The following is a 14,495-nucleotide window of genomic DNA, read 5'->3' on the forward strand; positions in this document are numbered from 1 at the left end:
AAAACCAAGGAGAAGTACTGCTGTGTCCCGTATCAGACTGACGTGGATTGTGCTTGTCGTGCTCGTCTGGGCGGCGATGATGTCCTTTGGTGGGGTCGCGGCCGAGACCGTGATGCTCTACCCGAACATCTTCGGGGACGCACCCGCCTCGCTGGACCGGGCCCGTGAGTTCCTGGTCGCCGGAGGCCCGAGCGACTACTTCCCGCCGCTGGGCGCCTCGGTCGTGTTGATGAGCCTCGCCGCGACCGCCCTCACGTGGCGCAATCGGCGACTGCGGTGGTACGTCGCCGCCGCCGCGGCGGTCTTCATCGCCTGCGAGTTCCTGTTCTCGGTGGTGTTCTTCTGGCCACGCAACGAGATCATGTTCGTCGACCCGGTCGGCACGCATTCCCCGGAGTACCTACGCCAGGTCGCCGAGGAGTTCGTCGCCGGCCACTGGGTGCGCCTCGCCGGCGGAGCGGTGACGTCCGCGCTGGCATTCACCGCCCTGCTGCGCTTCGCCAGGGAAACCGCGCCGGTACGGGTCGAGCGATGAGCGCCGGGCGTCGCACGCTCGGGTTCTCGTGGCCGGCCCTGGTCGCGCTCGCCGTGTTGGCCGCACCGCGGGTGGTCCTGCACGACCTGCACGTCGTGGAGGAAGGGCGGCCCGCCGCCGTGCTGCTCGCGGTCGTACCGCTGATCTGTTGGGTGGCCGCTGTGCTGTGGCGGCGTCCGCCGCGTCCGTTCCTGACCGTGGTGGTCATCGGGGCGATCTACGGTGTCCTTCTCGCGGTTGGTCACCAGATTCTGTGGGACGAGGCGTTCGGTGCGACCGGGCCGACGCTCGGGGACATCGACCCTCGGGCGCAGGAAGCGATCCTTCGGGTGGCGGCGGTGTTCTCCAGCCTCGTCACCGGAATCCTCACCGGGGTGGTGGCCGGGGCGGTGGCGGCGGTGCTGAGCCGGCTCGTCATCGGGCGGCAGCGCGCCGCCGAGCAGCCGGTCGAGAAGGTGTGGCGGCGACCGGACGACGCTGGTGCCACTCGGCCACCGCAAGGCTGATCTGTCAACCGGCGAGCACCAGCCCGGCGCGAGCAGGGGACGGCCGCCGAACGCGGCCGTCCCCTGAGGTGGGGCGGGTGTCAAGGGCATGTCCCGAGGTTCAGCGGATCGTCGCCCCGCCGGTGGGGGTCGGCTGGACCCGCTCGAACCGCACCTTGCTCAGCCATCCCGGGAGGTCACTGAGCACGTACAGCTCGCCGTTCACATCGGCGCCGAACGCCGTCGGCTGGGTGGGGAAGGTGCCGATCTCAGCGGACTCGTAGCCACCCGTGGACTTGGGACGCACGGCGAAAGCGCGGGTCGAGCAGTAGTCGCTGGCGATGTAGGTGCCCCGCGCCTCCGGGGTGACGGAACCCCGGTACACCAGGCCGCCGATGATGGAGCAGTTCTCCGTCATGTAGTGGTCGTACTCGACGATCGGGTCGGTGAGCCGCACGCCCGGCCGGCACTGCGTCTCGTCGAAGACCGGCGTGCCCTCTCGGCAGGACCAGCCGAGGTTCGCGCCACGCTGCGACGGGCGGATGTGGTTGATCTCCTCGATCAGACCCTGGCCGACGTCACCGATCCACAGCGAGTTGTCGGCCGGGTCGATGGAGAACTTCCACGGGTTGCGCAGCCCGTAGACCCAGATTTCCGGCCGCGCGCCCGGCGTGCGGACGAACGGGTTGTCGTAGGGCACGCAGTAGGGCTTTCCGCCGCAGCTGCGGTTGACGTCGATCCGCAGAATCTTGCCGAGCAGGGTGCCGAGGTTCTGGCCGCTCTTGTAGGGGTCGTTCGCGTAGCCACCGTCACCGAGGGACCAGTAGAGGTAGCCGTCGCGGCCGAAGGCCACCTGTCCGCCGTTGTGGTTGCCGTAGTCGGCGTGCTCCTGGGTGAGCAGCACCTGCACCCGTTCAGGAGCGTTGATGGGCAGTCGCGCCAGGGTCAGCGCGCCAGCCGGCAGGCTCGTGTAGGCCACGTAGAGCATCCCGGTCCGCGCGAAGTTCGGCGCCGGAGTGATGCCGAGAAGACCGCGCTCGTTGTCCGACGTGTCGATCCGGGCGGTCAGGTCGATCACCGGGTCGGGTGCCAGGCCGGTGTCGGGGTGGTAGGCGCGGACAGTGCCGTTCTTCTCCGCGATCAGCATCCGGCCGTCGGGCAGTCCGGTGATCGCGATCGGACGCTGCAGACCGAAAGCCACCCGTTCGGAAACCACGGTCAGCTCAGCAAGTGGCGCAGCACGTTTGGATGGGCCGGCCGCGGCGGTGCCTGCCACCGGCGCCAGTGGCGACAGAGACGCAGCCAGGGCCAGAACGAGCAACCCGGCCAGCAGGGCGGCCGGGCGACGACGTCGTCGTGACATGTTCAGCTCCTCGAGCAGGTGGGTGGTGGACGCGGTCTGGGAGCGTTCCCACGATACATTGGTTGAGATCGATATCCAACCCGCGTCTACGCGTTCCGTTCGAGCTTTCGACTGGTTCCCGCACTGCGGCCTGGGAAGCGGCGAGCGGAGGAGGGCACGGATTCCTTCGGCGATGCACGCCGCAGGAAGTCGTGGCAGCACCGATTACACCTATCCGTAGCGTCCGTCCCGCGACCTCCGGGGCGGGTGACAACAGGCGGTAGGGTGAGTCACCGATCGATGCGAACGGTGGTGCCGGTGAGTCTGATCCAGGCGGGTGTCACCGCGACAACGACAATGCTGGCAGTCCTGATCGGTGGGTGGCTCACCGTCCGGGCTCAGGATCGGCTGTGGCGGCGCGACCAGGATCGCCAGTGGCGAGACATCCGGCTGAACGCGTACACCGACTTCGTCGGCGCGGTCCGGGAGTACGTGGCCCACGTCCTCAACCCGGCGGCGCGCATCACCGCGGTGCCGCGCCCGCGTGATCCGGGTGATCTCATGCCGTTCTTCGATGACGAGGGCAGCCGCTACCGGGAGCGGCTGGAGAGCACCAAGACCGCGCTTCGGCTCGTGGCCGGCAAAACCGAGGTGGTGAGCGGCTCGTCGGAGCTGGTGCGCCAGGCCCGGCTCCTGGCGGCCACACGAGCGGGTAGCGAGGCCGAGGCGTTGCCCGCCGATCGGTTCGACGCACTCTGGGAGGCCGAGCGCCGATTCATCGAGGTCGCCCGGGCCGAACTCGGCCTGCCCTCCGCGTTCCAAGCCGTCGATCAACGCGCTTGACGGGCTGGGGTGAGGCTCCTCCCAACGATGGATCAGTCGCCCTTCCTCCAACGATCGGGCAGGGCATACCAGCGGCCTGCCTGCACCTCCAACAGTTCACCGGTGCTGGCGAGGTGAGAGCACGCTGTGCGCAGACGTCCGGATAGGCATCGAACAAGCGTGACTGGATGCGCCGCAGAGCGGCGGTGTAGCGGCGAACCGCAGCGACAGCCACCTCAGATTCCTCGCCCACGACATCAGTATGGCCGCGTCTCGCGGGCCGTTTGGTGGGTCAACGGCGGCTCACGACCGTGTGGCGAGCAACTCGGGTGCCACCGAGGCCCTGCTAACGAGGCCGTCTCGCTGATCTTTCGCGGCCAGTCGTACCAGGTGGGGTTGCGGCGGGGTGCGCGCTGACGCAACTCCGCTGGCGGCCGGCTCGTTGGTAGCGAGGGGCGGACGGAGGCGGACGATGGCGGCGGGGCGGGGTGCCGAACTGCTGCGCCCTCCAGTGAGCTCGGGTCGGGCGACGTTCCTGGAGCTGTTCTTCGATCTGGCGTTCGTTGTGGCCCTCACCCGGGTCTCGCAACGATTCGCGGGGTTGGGCGACGACACCGGCTGGGCGCTCGTCACGGGGTTCGGGCGTACCCTGCTGCTCTTCCTGGCGCTCTGGTTGATCTGGTCGCACACCGCCTGGATCACCAGCCGGTACGAACCGGAGCAGCCGATCATTCAGGCCGTCGTGGTCGGCACCATGTTCGCCAGCCTGATCATGGCGGTGACGCTGCCCCGCGCCATGGAGGAACGAGCGCTGCCGTTCGCGGTCGCGTACCTGATGGTGATGGTGGTGCGGCCGCTCGTGGTCGCCATCGCGCTGCGTGGCCATCCGCGACGGCTGGTGCCCTTCCGGCTTGTCGTGTGGGCTCTGGCGAGCGCCCCGCTGTGGCTGGCCGGCGCGTTGGGCCCGGATCATCTCCGCCTGCCACTGTGGGTTGTCGCCCTCGCTGTCGACTACCTCGCCTGGACGTTGGGGTGGCCGCTGCCGTGGGTCGGGGTCGCGAAGGTAGGTCGGTGGCGGATCGCGGGGACCCATCTCGCGGACCGTCATCAGCAGATGTTCCTCATCGCGCTCGGTGAGTCGATTCTGGTCATCGGCGTGGTTTTCAGTGGCGCGGACTACTCCCCGGAGCGGGCAGCCGCCTTCGCGGTCGCGTTCGCCACCAGCGCGCTGCTGTGGCGGATCTACTTCTACCGCGCCGGTCTGCTGCTGACCGAGGCGTTCAACCGAGCGGGTATGCCCGGCCGGCTGGGCGCGGTGTCGGAACGGACGCATTTGTTGATCGTGCTCAGCGTGCTCGTCACGGCGGTCGGCTACGAGCTGGTGATCGATCATCCGTTCGGGCAGCCGCGGCCCGGTTGGCTGCTGTTCTTGGTGGGCGGTCCGATGCTCTTCCTCGTCGCCCGGGTGCGGTTGCAGTACGAGATTTTTGGGCGGGTTTCCCATTCCCACCTGATCGGATTGGTCGCTCTGCTGCTGTGCACGCCGGCGTTGGCCCGGGGTGCGCCGATGGTCGGGCTGAGCGTGGTGGCCGCAGTGCTGGCCCTCGTCGCGCTTCTCGACGCGTTGCGCAGGTGGGGGCAGCCTACGGAGATTTCCGCTTCACCGATCGGAGGCGGAACCTCCGACGTTGGCGATTCCGAGGCGTGACGCGGTCGGGCGTAGCTACCGCTTCCACCGCGGAGCCGCCGCCCAACTTTCGGAGCGGCTGACTCCGGCTTCGGCCGCGCACTGGCGAACAGCCCCACCTGCGCTACCTCGACGGACGCGACCTGTACGGCGAGGCCGACTACGCCGAACTCCCACTACCCGACGAGGTCCACCCCGACCCTGCCGGACATCGCCGCATCTAGCCCTGGCCCCCGGCACCTGGTGGACGGGGCCCCGATGTGCACGCCGCAGCGACGTCCCACAGCGCCGCGTACCTGGTCGGTTCCGGCGGGACGCCAGTCGGAGCGGACCTGACCGCGGATTCCTCACGGCGGGCTCGTGGGGTTCGCCGTCTGGGCCGGACTGCGGGAGTGGGCAGCCTCGGCGTCGCCGCAATGGTCGAGCAGCGCTGCGATTACCGGCGGGGCGCGCACCGCGCGTTGTTGTCGAACCGGCGCTTCCTTCACTGGTGGTGGCCAGCGCCATGCCTACCCCCGCCCTCACCAAAATGGTGGATAGAACGATCGGTCTTGACGACCGGCGTCCGCGTCGGTATGGTTCTCGCAGACAGAACGTTCGTTCTACCTGGTGTCGGCCGGGTGTACGGCTGCGCCTGAAGGAGATCGCCATGCCTACCAAGATCACGCTCGTCATCGGTAACCCCGCGGACCCCGACGAGTTCGAGAAGGTCTACGCCGACGTGCGCCGGGCCGCCGAGACGTTCCCGAAGCTTCAGCGGGTCGAGTCGGCCAAGGTGTGGCCGAAGGAGGACGGCACGCCCACTCCCGCGTACCGGACGCTCGACCTGTACTTCGCCAGCTACGAGGATGCCGCTGCCGCAGTCGCGACGCCCGCTGCCGGTGCCGTCTTCGGCGGGCTCCAGGGCGCTCAGGTGGAGATCACGGGGCTGTTCTCAAACATCGAGTAGCACCGCCCTTCCCCTCCCGGCGGCGGCCCGCACCCCCCCCGCTGGGCGTCCCCTTCGCTCCGGAATCACCGAGAGGATGACCATGACCACGGTTGCCGTTCCCGGCATCTCGACGACGGCCGCTGCCCTGCGGCGGTTGTACTTCGGTCGCTTCGCCTTCGCAATCGTCTGGGCTGCGGTGACGCTCCCACTCGCCAAGCACCTCAACCCCCTCACCGCCGCGCTGCTCGTGCTCTACCCGCTGTTCGACGTGGCCGCTGCCATCGTCGACGCCCGAGCGTCGCGGGCCACCGGATCGCCCACCCTGCTGTACGTGAACGTCGCGATCAGCCTGCTCGCCGCGGTGGGCCTGGGCGTCGCCGGCGCGTCCGGCATCCCCGCGGTCCTGCGGGTCTGGGGCGCCTGGGCGGTCGTGGCCGGACTGGTTCAGCTGATCGTGGCCGTCACCCGCCGCAAGATGGGTGGCCAGTGGCCGATGATCATCAGCGGTGGCATCTCCGTCGTCGCCGGTGGATCGTTCGTCGCCGCTGCCTCCGCGGACAACCCGGCGCTGACCAACGCGATCGGCTACGCCATCCCCGGCGCCATCTTCTTCCTCATCGCGGCTATCCGCCTGGGCCGCGCCGCGAAGGGAAACTGACGTGCAGAACGCCACGTACGACGTCATTGTCATCGGCGCGGGGCCGGTGGGGGAGAACGTCGCCGACCGCGTCGTGCAGGGCGGCCTGACCGCCGCGATCGTCGAGCGGGAACTGGTGGGTGGCGAGTGCTCGTACTGGGCCTGCATGCCGACCAAGGCGTTGCTGCGCAGCCAGGCCGCGCTCCGGGCGGCTCGTCAGCTGCCCGGTGCGCGCGAGGCGGTGACCGGCGAGCTGGACGCGGCGGCCGTGCTGCGCCGCCGGGACGCCGTCGCCTCGCACTGGAAGGACGACGGGCAGGTGTCCTGGCTGGACTCCGCGGGGATCGCCCTGTATCGAGGCCAGGGGCGGATCAGCTCCGACCGGATCGTCGAGGTGACCGGGGCGGACGGCGCCACCACCTCGCTCACCGCGCGACACGCGGTCGTCATCGCCACCGGAAGTGGCGCACTGGTGCCGGACATCGCCGGTCTGCGCGAGGCGGCACCGTGGACCAGCCGTGAGGCAGCCGCCGCGAGCGAGGTTCCCGGCCGGCTCGCCATCATCGGTGGTGGCGTGGTGGCCACGGAGATGGCGACCGCGTACGCCGGCCTCGGATCGACGGTGACGGTGCTCGTCCGCGACGGAGTGCTCACTCTGGCGGAGCCGTTCGTCGGCGAGCGGGTCACGCAGTCCCTGCGGGAAGCCGGCGTGTCGGTCCACCTCGGTGCCGAGGCCACGTCGGTGAGCCGCGACGGCGACGGCACGGTGCACATCACGCTCACCGGCGGCGACCAGGTCGAGGCCGACGAGATCCTCGTCGCGATCGGTCGTACGCCGAACACGCACGACGTCGGCCTCGACCGGATCGGCCTGAAGCCGGGCGCCTGGCTCACGGTCGACGACACCCTGCGGGTGGTCGATTCTGCCGGCGCGTTGATCGGCGACGGATGGCTGTACGCGGCCGGGGACGTCAACCGGCGTGTGCTCCTGACCCACCAGGGCAAGTACCAGGCTCGCGCGGTGGGCGACGTGATCGTGGCGCGGGCCAGGGGCGAAGCGGCAGACGACCGCCCGTGGGGCCGGCACGTCGCCACCGCCGACGAGCGCGCCGTGCCGCAGGTCGTCTTCACCGACCCGGAGATCGCGTCGGTGGGGCTGACCGCAGCCGCAGCCGAGGCCGCCGGACTGCGGATCCGGGTCGTCGACTACGACCTGGGCGGCGTCGCCGGGGCCGCGCTGCACGCCGACGGCTACCAGGGGCAGGCCCGGATGGTCGTGGACGAGGACCGACGGGTGATCGTCGGCCTCACCCTCGTCGGCCCGGACGTCGCGGAACTGATCCACGCCGCGACGATCGCCATCGTCGGCGAGGTCCCACTGGAGCGGCTGTGGCACGCCGTGCCCGCGTACCCGACCGTCAGCGAGGTCTGGCTGCGCCTGCTGGAGGCGTACGGCCGCTGATCTGAGCCGTACGGCCGTCCGTGCCGTCGCCGGTGAGCGAGGGCGGGCTCAACCGGTGGTGGCAACAATGAGGAGCTGGGTCATCCCGTCACCGGGGGTGGCCCAGCTCTGGGTCGTGCGGGGGCTAACGGGCCGACTCTGTCGACTGGCGCTCCGAGTTGATCCTGAGGAGTCCTTCGACACCGCGCAGGAAGGTCTCGGACACCAACGTGGGGTCGGAGAGGCATCCGGCCGCCATGGCGCCGTCCCGGAGCATGACGAAGTGGCGCGCTGCGGGATCCGCCGTTCCTTCGTGGACCTGTGCCATGAGCGCGGTGATGGTGCCCAGGAACCATGCCCGGTGGGCCATCAGTTCCTGGTGCACGGGATGGTTCGTGTCGGGGTATTCCGCTGCGGCGTTCAGGAACGCGCAACCACGGAACCCGGGGGACTGGATGTTCTGAGCGATGGAATGGGCGATGGCCAGGAGCGGCTCGACCGGCGACCGGTTCGCGGCGATGGCCTCGTCGACCATGCCGCGCTCCAGCTGATGCACCTCACGCAGGTAGGCCAGGATGAGGTCGTCCTTGCTGGGGAAGTGCCGGTAGAACGTAGCCCTGGTCACCTTCGCCTCGGCGATGATCCGGTCGACGCCAACGGAGTGGATGCCCTCCGCGTAGAAGATCCTGGTCGCCGTGCGCAGAAGCTTGAGACGTGCCTCAGAGGGTCGGGCATTGGGTTCGTCGCTCGCCATCCAACCATCTTAGCGACAGAACGTTCGGTCTGATCTGTACCTGCGGGCATTGGGCGTGGCACCCGAACGCCGCACAGCGTGCGAACAGTGACCGGCAGGTCATCTCGTGTCCGAGTCGGGCGCCGGCCAGGTGTTCGACGAGGCACTCCGTTCTTCGATCCCGCTGACAGTGGGCTCATCAATGCGGGATTCTGGATGCGGCAACCCCATCGGAGCCGGGATCGCGCGGGCTGATTCGCAATGCCGGGGAAATGCTCCGTCGACCGTCCTCGTCGGTCCGGCCTGCATACCGCAGGCAGCGGGTGGCGAGCCCCTCGAAAGGAACTTCAGATGAGCGCTGCTTCTGACATGTCTGCCCAGGAGATGCCGACAGTTGTGCTGATCCACGGTGCATTCGCCGGCTCGTCGAGTTGGAATGGGGTGATCGCCAACCTCAAACGGCGGGGCTACCCGGTCATTGCCGTCGCCAACCCGCTGCGCGGCGTGCAGAAGGACGCCGCTTACGTTCGGGCCCTCCTGGACAGCCTGCCCGGACCGGTCGTGATGGCCGCCCATTCCTACGGCGGGCTGGTCATGACCGAGGCCGCAGCCGGTGCCTCCAACGTCAAGGCCCTGGTGTACGTCGCCAGCGTGAGCCCGGACGTAGGCGAAAGTGTGATCGGGTTGCTCGGCAAGTACCCCGGAAGTCAGCTCGCCACCAGCATCAATATGGTGCCGATCCCCTCCGACGACGGCGGCACGACCATGGACCAGTACATCCTGCAGGACAAGTTCCCCGAGGTGTTCGCCGCCGACGTCGACCCCGACACTGCCCAGATCATGGCGGCAACGCAACGGCCCGCCTCGGCGAGCGCCCAGGAGGAGGGCGTGACAAAGGCCGCCTGGAAGACGATCCCCTCCTGGACCCTGATCACCACTCAGGACCTGGGCATTCCGCCGGACCTGCAGCGCTTCCTGGCCGACAGGGCGGGCTCCACGACAGTGGAAATCGCCGCTTCCCACGCGGTGGCAGTCTCGCAACCCGGCCCGGTCGCAGACCTCATCGACACCGCCGCCCGCGCCACCGCACGCTCGATGCAGATGTCCAAGAGTCGTCGGGGTTGACCAGGCTTGTCGAAGCGACGGTCCGGTTCACTCCACCGCTGTCGGTGCCGAGCAGAACGGTTCCCAGGCCGAGTGTCCGAAGCTGCGATGATGCCTCGGTGAGTCAGACAGCGGAATGGGACCGCGTGGTCGAGGGCGCTCGTGTTCATTTCATGGCCGGCCAGGACGACGAGCCGGAGACTGCCGACAACATCGATGCGCACCTGTACTTTGCCGACGGCACCCGTCGTTACGCCACGTTCATGACGACGGATGAGATCGCCCGTCTGCTGCAACGGTGGGCGGGGACCGGGGAGGTTGGGGGCGGCCGATACTTCTGGTGCTCCGACCTGGTCATCATTCCGAGGCCCGGAGTCGAGGCGATGGTGGCGGCCCTGGGAGAGATGATCCGATCCGGTGACGTCGAGGTGATGCTCAGCAAGCTGGAGGACGGCGCGATCTAGTTGAGTGACGAACCAGGTGACACCGCGCCGGCCTGCTCTGACGTGCCGTTGTCAACGCGGTGCCTGGGCCACAGGTTTATGGGCGAGGAGATATCCCTGGGCGGGGCTGTCCGGTGCATCGGCAGGGACGCCACCCCAGAACACGGTGGTGAAGCCAGCGTCGGTGACACCTTGTTCCATCTCCTGCGGTGTCTGCCAGTAGAGGTCGAACTCGACGCCAAGATTGCTGCTGCGCCCCGCGCGTCGGACCTGACTGGTCCCGGCCTTGAAGGCGGTCACCAGATAGCCGCCCGGCTTGACGACGCGATACAGCTCGCCGAGGGCGGCTTGTCGATCGGCCGGTGCCAGGAAGATGAGGGAGTACCAGCAGACCACGCCTACCAGCGACGCGTCCTCGAAGGGCAGCTCACGCAGGTCGGCAACGTCGAATCGGTAAGCCCCATGGTCGCGGCGGGCCACGCGGATCATCTCGGGTGAGAGGTCGACTCCCCAGGGCGCCAGGCCCCTGGCTGCCAGGTAGGGCGCGAGGCGCCCCGTTCCGCAACCGATGTCGCCGACGTCGGTGCCCCGCCCCGCGGCAAGCGCCAGTACGCAGAACAGGTCGAGGACGGCCCTCTCCGCGGGCATGCGATCCAGAGCGTCGGTCAGGCGTTCCGCATAGAGCTCGGCGAGGACGTCGTGCGCGGCGCGTAACTCTGCGGTCTTGGCGTCCACGGAGAGGACTGTAGGGGCCCATGGACACCCGCACCTGCCGCCGTCCGGGCGATCAGTGCGGGAAAGCGCGGGGGATGCGTGCGCCGAGAAGCTCGTCGCGGAACGCTTGGATGCGTGTGATGACCTGCCGTCTGCCGATGGTGTTCTCGATGCGGTCGAGGTAGAGGCATCGGGCCGCGAGTTTGTCGAGATCGACGGTGAAGTAGATCGCCATCAGCGGGTTGACGAACAGGTCGCCGCTGCCGGTGCGTCGGCTACCGGCCACCGACCTGGCCCACGGGCGAACGATCACAGCAGATCCACTTCGACATGGCCGTCGACGAGCCCGATGACCTCGATGATGCCGAGGCGCGTGCGATCGAACTCGGAGCCGTCAGAGAAGAACAACAACCCGCGCCGGAACGCTTTCGCGTCCTGCGCGACCCGGCTGGCCATCCCTTCTGCCTACGCGGCTGAGCCGCGCGACCTGGCAGCGACCCAGCAGTGGATCGGGAAAGCGCCCTCCGTAGCGGAACGATACGACCCGCGGAGGGCCCAATCATCCCGGCGCGGAGAGCGCTTCGACCCAGTGGCCACCCCGAATGCCTTCTCAGGGTGCGAAGCTAGTCGATCCGGTGCGCGCTGTAGATGTACACCACACTTGGATCTGCAGCCCGTCGGTACCACAAGAGGCCGGCCGGGCTGGTGCAGCGCCCGTCCATGATGTAGGTGTATTCGGGGTACGCGTATCCGGCCACCCTGGACGAACTGCTGTAGCCGTAGCGCCACGGGGCTTCGGCGAACCGCATTTCGATGTACGGCGTAGTCGTGCAACCCGCAGCGAACGCGGGAGTCGGCACGGCCAGCGTACTCAGCGGAAGTACGATGGCTGCTGCCAGCGCTAGCAGTGATCTTTTCAAGATTTCGCCTCCATAACTGCGCGGCTGCCGTTTGGATGAGCAGGCAGCGATGACGGATTGCCGAACATGCCCGAGGGCCGCACCCGTATGGGCGAAAATCGTTTCCCAGCTTCGATTCGCCAGCGTCACGGGTGATTGGCGTTCAGCGTATGGGCGCTGAATGGGCGGTCGCTACCGCCGATGGCTGTCCCGAACACAAGCGCGCTTGTCCGGGCTGCTCACGGGCTTGTTCGGGCTTGTTCCGACCGCTCGTCGAGACGTGAGCGACCGTGTCTGGTTCAGGATCACAGCGTGCGCCTCGGACGGTCGGCAGCGGTGCTCCCAGCCTCCACGAACGTCATGAGTGTCACGACTAGTGCGTCAGTGTCAGCTGTCCGAGTTCCTGGGTGCATCGGGTGAGCGCGACGTAGAGGCCGTTCCAACCGCGCGGTTCGGCGGCGATTCCATGAGGGTCGATGAGGAGCGTCGCGTCCCATTCCAGTCCCTTGGACTGGGTGGCGCTGAGCACTGGCACATCACTCAGCACGGCTTGAAGTGTGGCGATGCGGTCCGCGGGGGCGATGACGCCGACCGTGCCGCCATGCCACCGTTGTTGCAACTGCCGCGCTGCTTCCACGGCGGCGCCGGCAAGCTCAGCCGGTGTGATCGTGCGCTCCCAGGGGGCGATGCCGGAGGAGCGTACCGCTCGTGGCGGAGTGTTGTGGCTGCCAGCCTTCTTCAAGACCGGTCCGGTGAGGTCCATGACCTCGCGCGGGGTCCGGTAGCAGATGGTGAGTTCCGCGCCGGTCCAGCGGTCTCCGAAGGCAGCCCGCACCGCTTTCGCCCAGCTGGTGTGCCGGTGCGCGGCCTCTGCCTGGTCGATGTCGCCGACGGCGGTGATGGAGCGACTGGGACAGCGCCGCAGGACCATCTGCCACTGCATCTCGGACAGCTCCTGCGCCTCGTCGATGACGACGTGGCCGTACACCCATCCGCGCTGGCGGCGAGCGCGATCGGCGAGGAACTCGCCCTGTGGTTGCGGGGTGTCGACCTCGCCGAGCAGGTCGGCGAGGGCGTCGAGCAGAGGGATGTCGCTCGATGCCCATGGAGTGGGCTCGGCCGCGACGGCCGTGATCTCCTCGGGGGACAGCTGTGGGGCGAACCGGGCCAGCAGGGTGCAGTCGGTCAGGAAATCACCCAGCAGGGTTTCGGGGTCGAGGGTGGGCCACCATGCCTCGATGAACCGGGCGATGGTGGCGTTCTCGGCGATACGACAACGAAGCTGCTCGACTTCCTCCTCGGAGAGCAACCCGTCGATGTCGCTGCCGGTGGACGTCCGGGTGGGGGAGTGGTCATGCTCCATGCCCTTGTCGACGCGGGCGAGGATCTCCTCGAAGCCTTCCTCCATCTCCTCCATCAGCGTCTCGCGTTGCTCGGCGACGACATCGGCCAGGAGGTGGTGCAACTGCTCGGCGAACGCCGCGCGGGCGCGGTGGTACGGGCGCCCCTGCGTCGCCGAGGCGAGCGCCTGCGCCACAGTTGCGGCGGGAATGGCGTAGAACTCGCCCTCCCAGCGCAGCTTCAGCTCGCGCGGTCGGGGGAGCAGCGACGCGACGTAGCTTTCGAGCGTGGGCTGCCAGAGGGCGCGGCCCTTGATTTCGGCCAGAAGGCGGCTCTCGTCGCGACCAACCTGGACGTCGGCCAGTAGGGTGTCGCAGGTCGCCGAGACGACGGCTGTCTCACCGAGCGCCGGCAGCACCTGGGCGATGTACTGGAGGAACCGCGGCGAGGGGCCCAGGACCAGGACCGCCTGCTCGGCCATCTTTCGGTGGGTGAACAGCAGGTACGCGACGCGGTGCAGGGCGACCACTGTCTTGCCCGTGCCCGGACCGCCCTGGACGACCAGCGGACCGGTCGCCTCGGCCCGGATGATGTCGTCCTGTTCGCGTTGCAGGGTGGAGATCGCCGTCGACATGCGACCGGTGCGGCGCTGGTCGAGGGCCGCCAGGAGAGCGCCTTCGCCGACGAGGTCCGCCGTCGTGCTCCCGTCCAGCGGCTCGTCGTCCACGCCGACGACGGCCGATCCCGTCGTGCGGATGTGTCGGCGCCGCGCCTGACCCTGTGGGTCGACAGCCGTCGCGGTGTAGAAGGGCCGAGCTGCGGGAGCGCGCCAGTCCACCAGCAGTGGCTCAGCGCCCTCGCCATTGTTGCGGAGACCGACACGGCCCACGTGGCGCACGGTGCCGTCAAGGCCGTCGAGGCGGCCGAACACCAGACCGTCCTCTGCTCGCCGTAGCTCGTCGTACTGCTGGCGGAGCATGCGCTGCCGGGCCCGCTCCAACGCGTCCAGCGGCTCTGACGAAAGCTCGATCTGCAGGTAAGCGGCCAGCCTGTCGCGCCGGGCCGTGGCCAGATCCAGAAACGCCTGTTCCTCGGCGACCGCGGATCGACGCGCGGCATCCTCTGCGGTAGAGGCCGGCAGTTGGCCGTCAGGTGCTACTTCGTCGACGCCAGCGGTGCCGTTGCTCAGGGCAGACTTCCGGTGCATTCGCAAATCCTTGTATCGGGGTAACTCTCGGCCCGGATGAGCCGCAGCGCATTCGGCGGCAAGCATAGAGTTGGTTTCCCTCACCGGCCAGGAAATCAGCCGGCAGAGATCGGCATCTCAATGCCTTGCGGTTCCGGCGTTGCTTGTGGCCTCACCAATCCCGATTTCTTATTG

16 protein-coding genes are annotated in these 14,495 nt (G+C 68.5%); 10 read left to right on the forward strand and 6 right to left on the reverse strand.

Features of this window, described 5'->3' with window-relative positions:
• The first annotated feature begins 22 nt into the window (after positions 1-22).
• Both ACFYP0_RS15295 and ACFYP0_RS15300 read left to right on the forward strand, forming a co-directional pair.
• On the forward strand, positions 23-535 hold the full coding sequence (locus tag ACFYP0_RS15295) for a DUF1772 domain-containing protein (RefSeq protein WP_244219223.1): 513 nt from the start codon (positions 23-25) through the stop codon (positions 533-535).
• Positions 532-1,041, forward strand: coding sequence for a hypothetical protein (locus tag ACFYP0_RS15300; RefSeq protein WP_244219224.1), 510 nt, complete (start codon positions 532-534; stop codon positions 1,039-1,041). The genes ACFYP0_RS15295 and ACFYP0_RS15300 overlap by 4 nt, the downstream gene beginning before the upstream one ends.
• Before the next feature lie 100 nt (positions 1,042-1,141).
• On the opposite strand, the gene ACFYP0_RS15305 is transcribed toward ACFYP0_RS15300, so the two are convergent.
• Positions 1,142-2,383 (reverse strand): PQQ-dependent sugar dehydrogenase, encoded by a 1,242-nt coding sequence (locus ACFYP0_RS15305; protein WP_124862633.1) that lies wholly within the window; start codon positions 2,381-2,383, stop codon positions 1,142-1,144.
• Positions 2,384-2,680: 297 nt separating this feature from the next.
• On the opposite strand from ACFYP0_RS15305, the gene ACFYP0_RS15310 reads away from it, so the two are divergent.
• The 5 genes from ACFYP0_RS15310 (at position 2,681) to ACFYP0_RS15330 (ending at position 7,901) form a co-directional block, all read left to right on the forward strand.
• The gene (locus tag ACFYP0_RS15310; protein WP_124862636.1) at positions 2,681-3,205 is read left to right on the forward strand and encodes a hypothetical protein; all 525 of its coding nucleotides are present in this window, start codon (positions 2,681-2,683) and stop codon (positions 3,203-3,205) included.
• A 451-nt stretch (positions 3,206-3,656) separates the two neighbouring features.
• Positions 3,657-4,892: a low temperature requirement protein A gene (locus tag ACFYP0_RS15315; RefSeq protein ID WP_355493371.1), complete on the forward strand. Its 1,236-nt coding sequence runs from the start codon at positions 3,657-3,659 to the stop codon at positions 4,890-4,892.
• Between the two features lie 628 nt (positions 4,893-5,520).
• Entirely contained in the window at positions 5,521-5,820 is a 300-nt protein-coding gene (locus tag ACFYP0_RS15320) for a hypothetical protein (RefSeq protein WP_208740753.1), read from the forward strand.
• Between the two features lie 82 nt (positions 5,821-5,902).
• Entirely contained in the window at positions 5,903-6,460 is a 558-nt protein-coding gene (locus tag ACFYP0_RS15325) for a hypothetical protein (protein WP_124853410.1), read from the forward strand.
• A gap of 1 nt (position 6,461) precedes the next feature.
• The gene (locus ACFYP0_RS15330; RefSeq protein WP_124853411.1) at positions 6,462-7,901 is read left to right on the forward strand and encodes a dihydrolipoyl dehydrogenase family protein; all 1,440 of its coding nucleotides are present in this window, start codon (positions 6,462-6,464) and stop codon (positions 7,899-7,901) included.
• A 124-nt stretch (positions 7,902-8,025) separates the two neighbouring features.
• Here the strand turns inward: ACFYP0_RS15330 and ACFYP0_RS15335 are convergent, their stop codons facing one another.
• Positions 8,026-8,634, reverse strand: a complete 609-nt coding sequence (locus tag ACFYP0_RS15335) for a TetR/AcrR family transcriptional regulator (protein WP_355493372.1) — start codon at positions 8,632-8,634, stop codon at positions 8,026-8,028.
• 375 nt (positions 8,635-9,009) lie between these two features.
• Here ACFYP0_RS15335 and ACFYP0_RS15340 point away from each other — a divergent pair, with 375 nt between their 5' ends.
• Positions 9,010-9,738, forward strand: a complete 729-nt coding sequence (locus tag ACFYP0_RS15340; RefSeq protein ID WP_244218730.1) for an alpha/beta hydrolase — start codon at positions 9,010-9,012, stop codon at positions 9,736-9,738.
• 98 nt (positions 9,739-9,836) lie between these two features.
• Complete coding sequence (locus tag ACFYP0_RS15345) at positions 9,837-10,181, forward strand: hypothetical protein (protein WP_355493373.1); 345 nt, start codon at positions 9,837-9,839, stop codon at positions 10,179-10,181.
• 51 nt (positions 10,182-10,232) lie between these two features.
• Here the strand turns inward: ACFYP0_RS15345 and ACFYP0_RS15350 are convergent, their stop codons facing one another.
• Together ACFYP0_RS15350 and ACFYP0_RS15355 are read right to left on the reverse strand one after the other, a co-directional pair.
• Positions 10,233-10,895, reverse strand: coding sequence for a class I SAM-dependent methyltransferase (locus tag ACFYP0_RS15350; protein WP_124854106.1), 663 nt, complete (start codon positions 10,893-10,895; stop codon positions 10,233-10,235).
• Positions 10,896-10,947: 52 nt separating this feature from the next.
• On the reverse strand, positions 10,948-11,160 hold the full coding sequence (locus ACFYP0_RS15355) for a hypothetical protein (protein ID WP_244218783.1): 213 nt from the start codon (positions 11,158-11,160) through the stop codon (positions 10,948-10,950).
• Positions 11,161-11,204: 44 nt separating this feature from the next.
• On the opposite strand from ACFYP0_RS15355, the gene ACFYP0_RS15360 reads away from it, so the two are divergent.
• Positions 11,205-11,351 (forward strand): VOC family protein, encoded by a 147-nt coding sequence (locus ACFYP0_RS15360; RefSeq protein ID WP_158629548.1) that lies wholly within the window; start codon positions 11,205-11,207, stop codon positions 11,349-11,351.
• A 146-nt stretch (positions 11,352-11,497) separates the two neighbouring features.
• On the opposite strand, the gene ACFYP0_RS15365 is transcribed toward ACFYP0_RS15360, so the two are convergent.
• The gene (locus tag ACFYP0_RS15365) at positions 11,498-11,683 is read right to left on the reverse strand and encodes a hypothetical protein (RefSeq protein WP_386996391.1); all 186 of its coding nucleotides are present in this window, start codon (positions 11,681-11,683) and stop codon (positions 11,498-11,500) included.
• A gap of 463 nt (positions 11,684-12,146) precedes the next feature.
• A complete protein-coding gene (locus ACFYP0_RS15370; RefSeq protein ID WP_355493374.1) occupies positions 12,147-14,405 on the reverse strand; it encodes a HelD family protein in 2,259 nt (752 codons plus the stop codon).
• Between the last annotated feature and the right edge of the window lie 90 nt (positions 14,406-14,495).

The organism is Micromonospora arida (assembly GCF_042873195.1).
Lineage (GTDB): Bacteria > Actinomycetota > Actinomycetes > Mycobacteriales > Micromonosporaceae > Micromonospora > Micromonospora arida.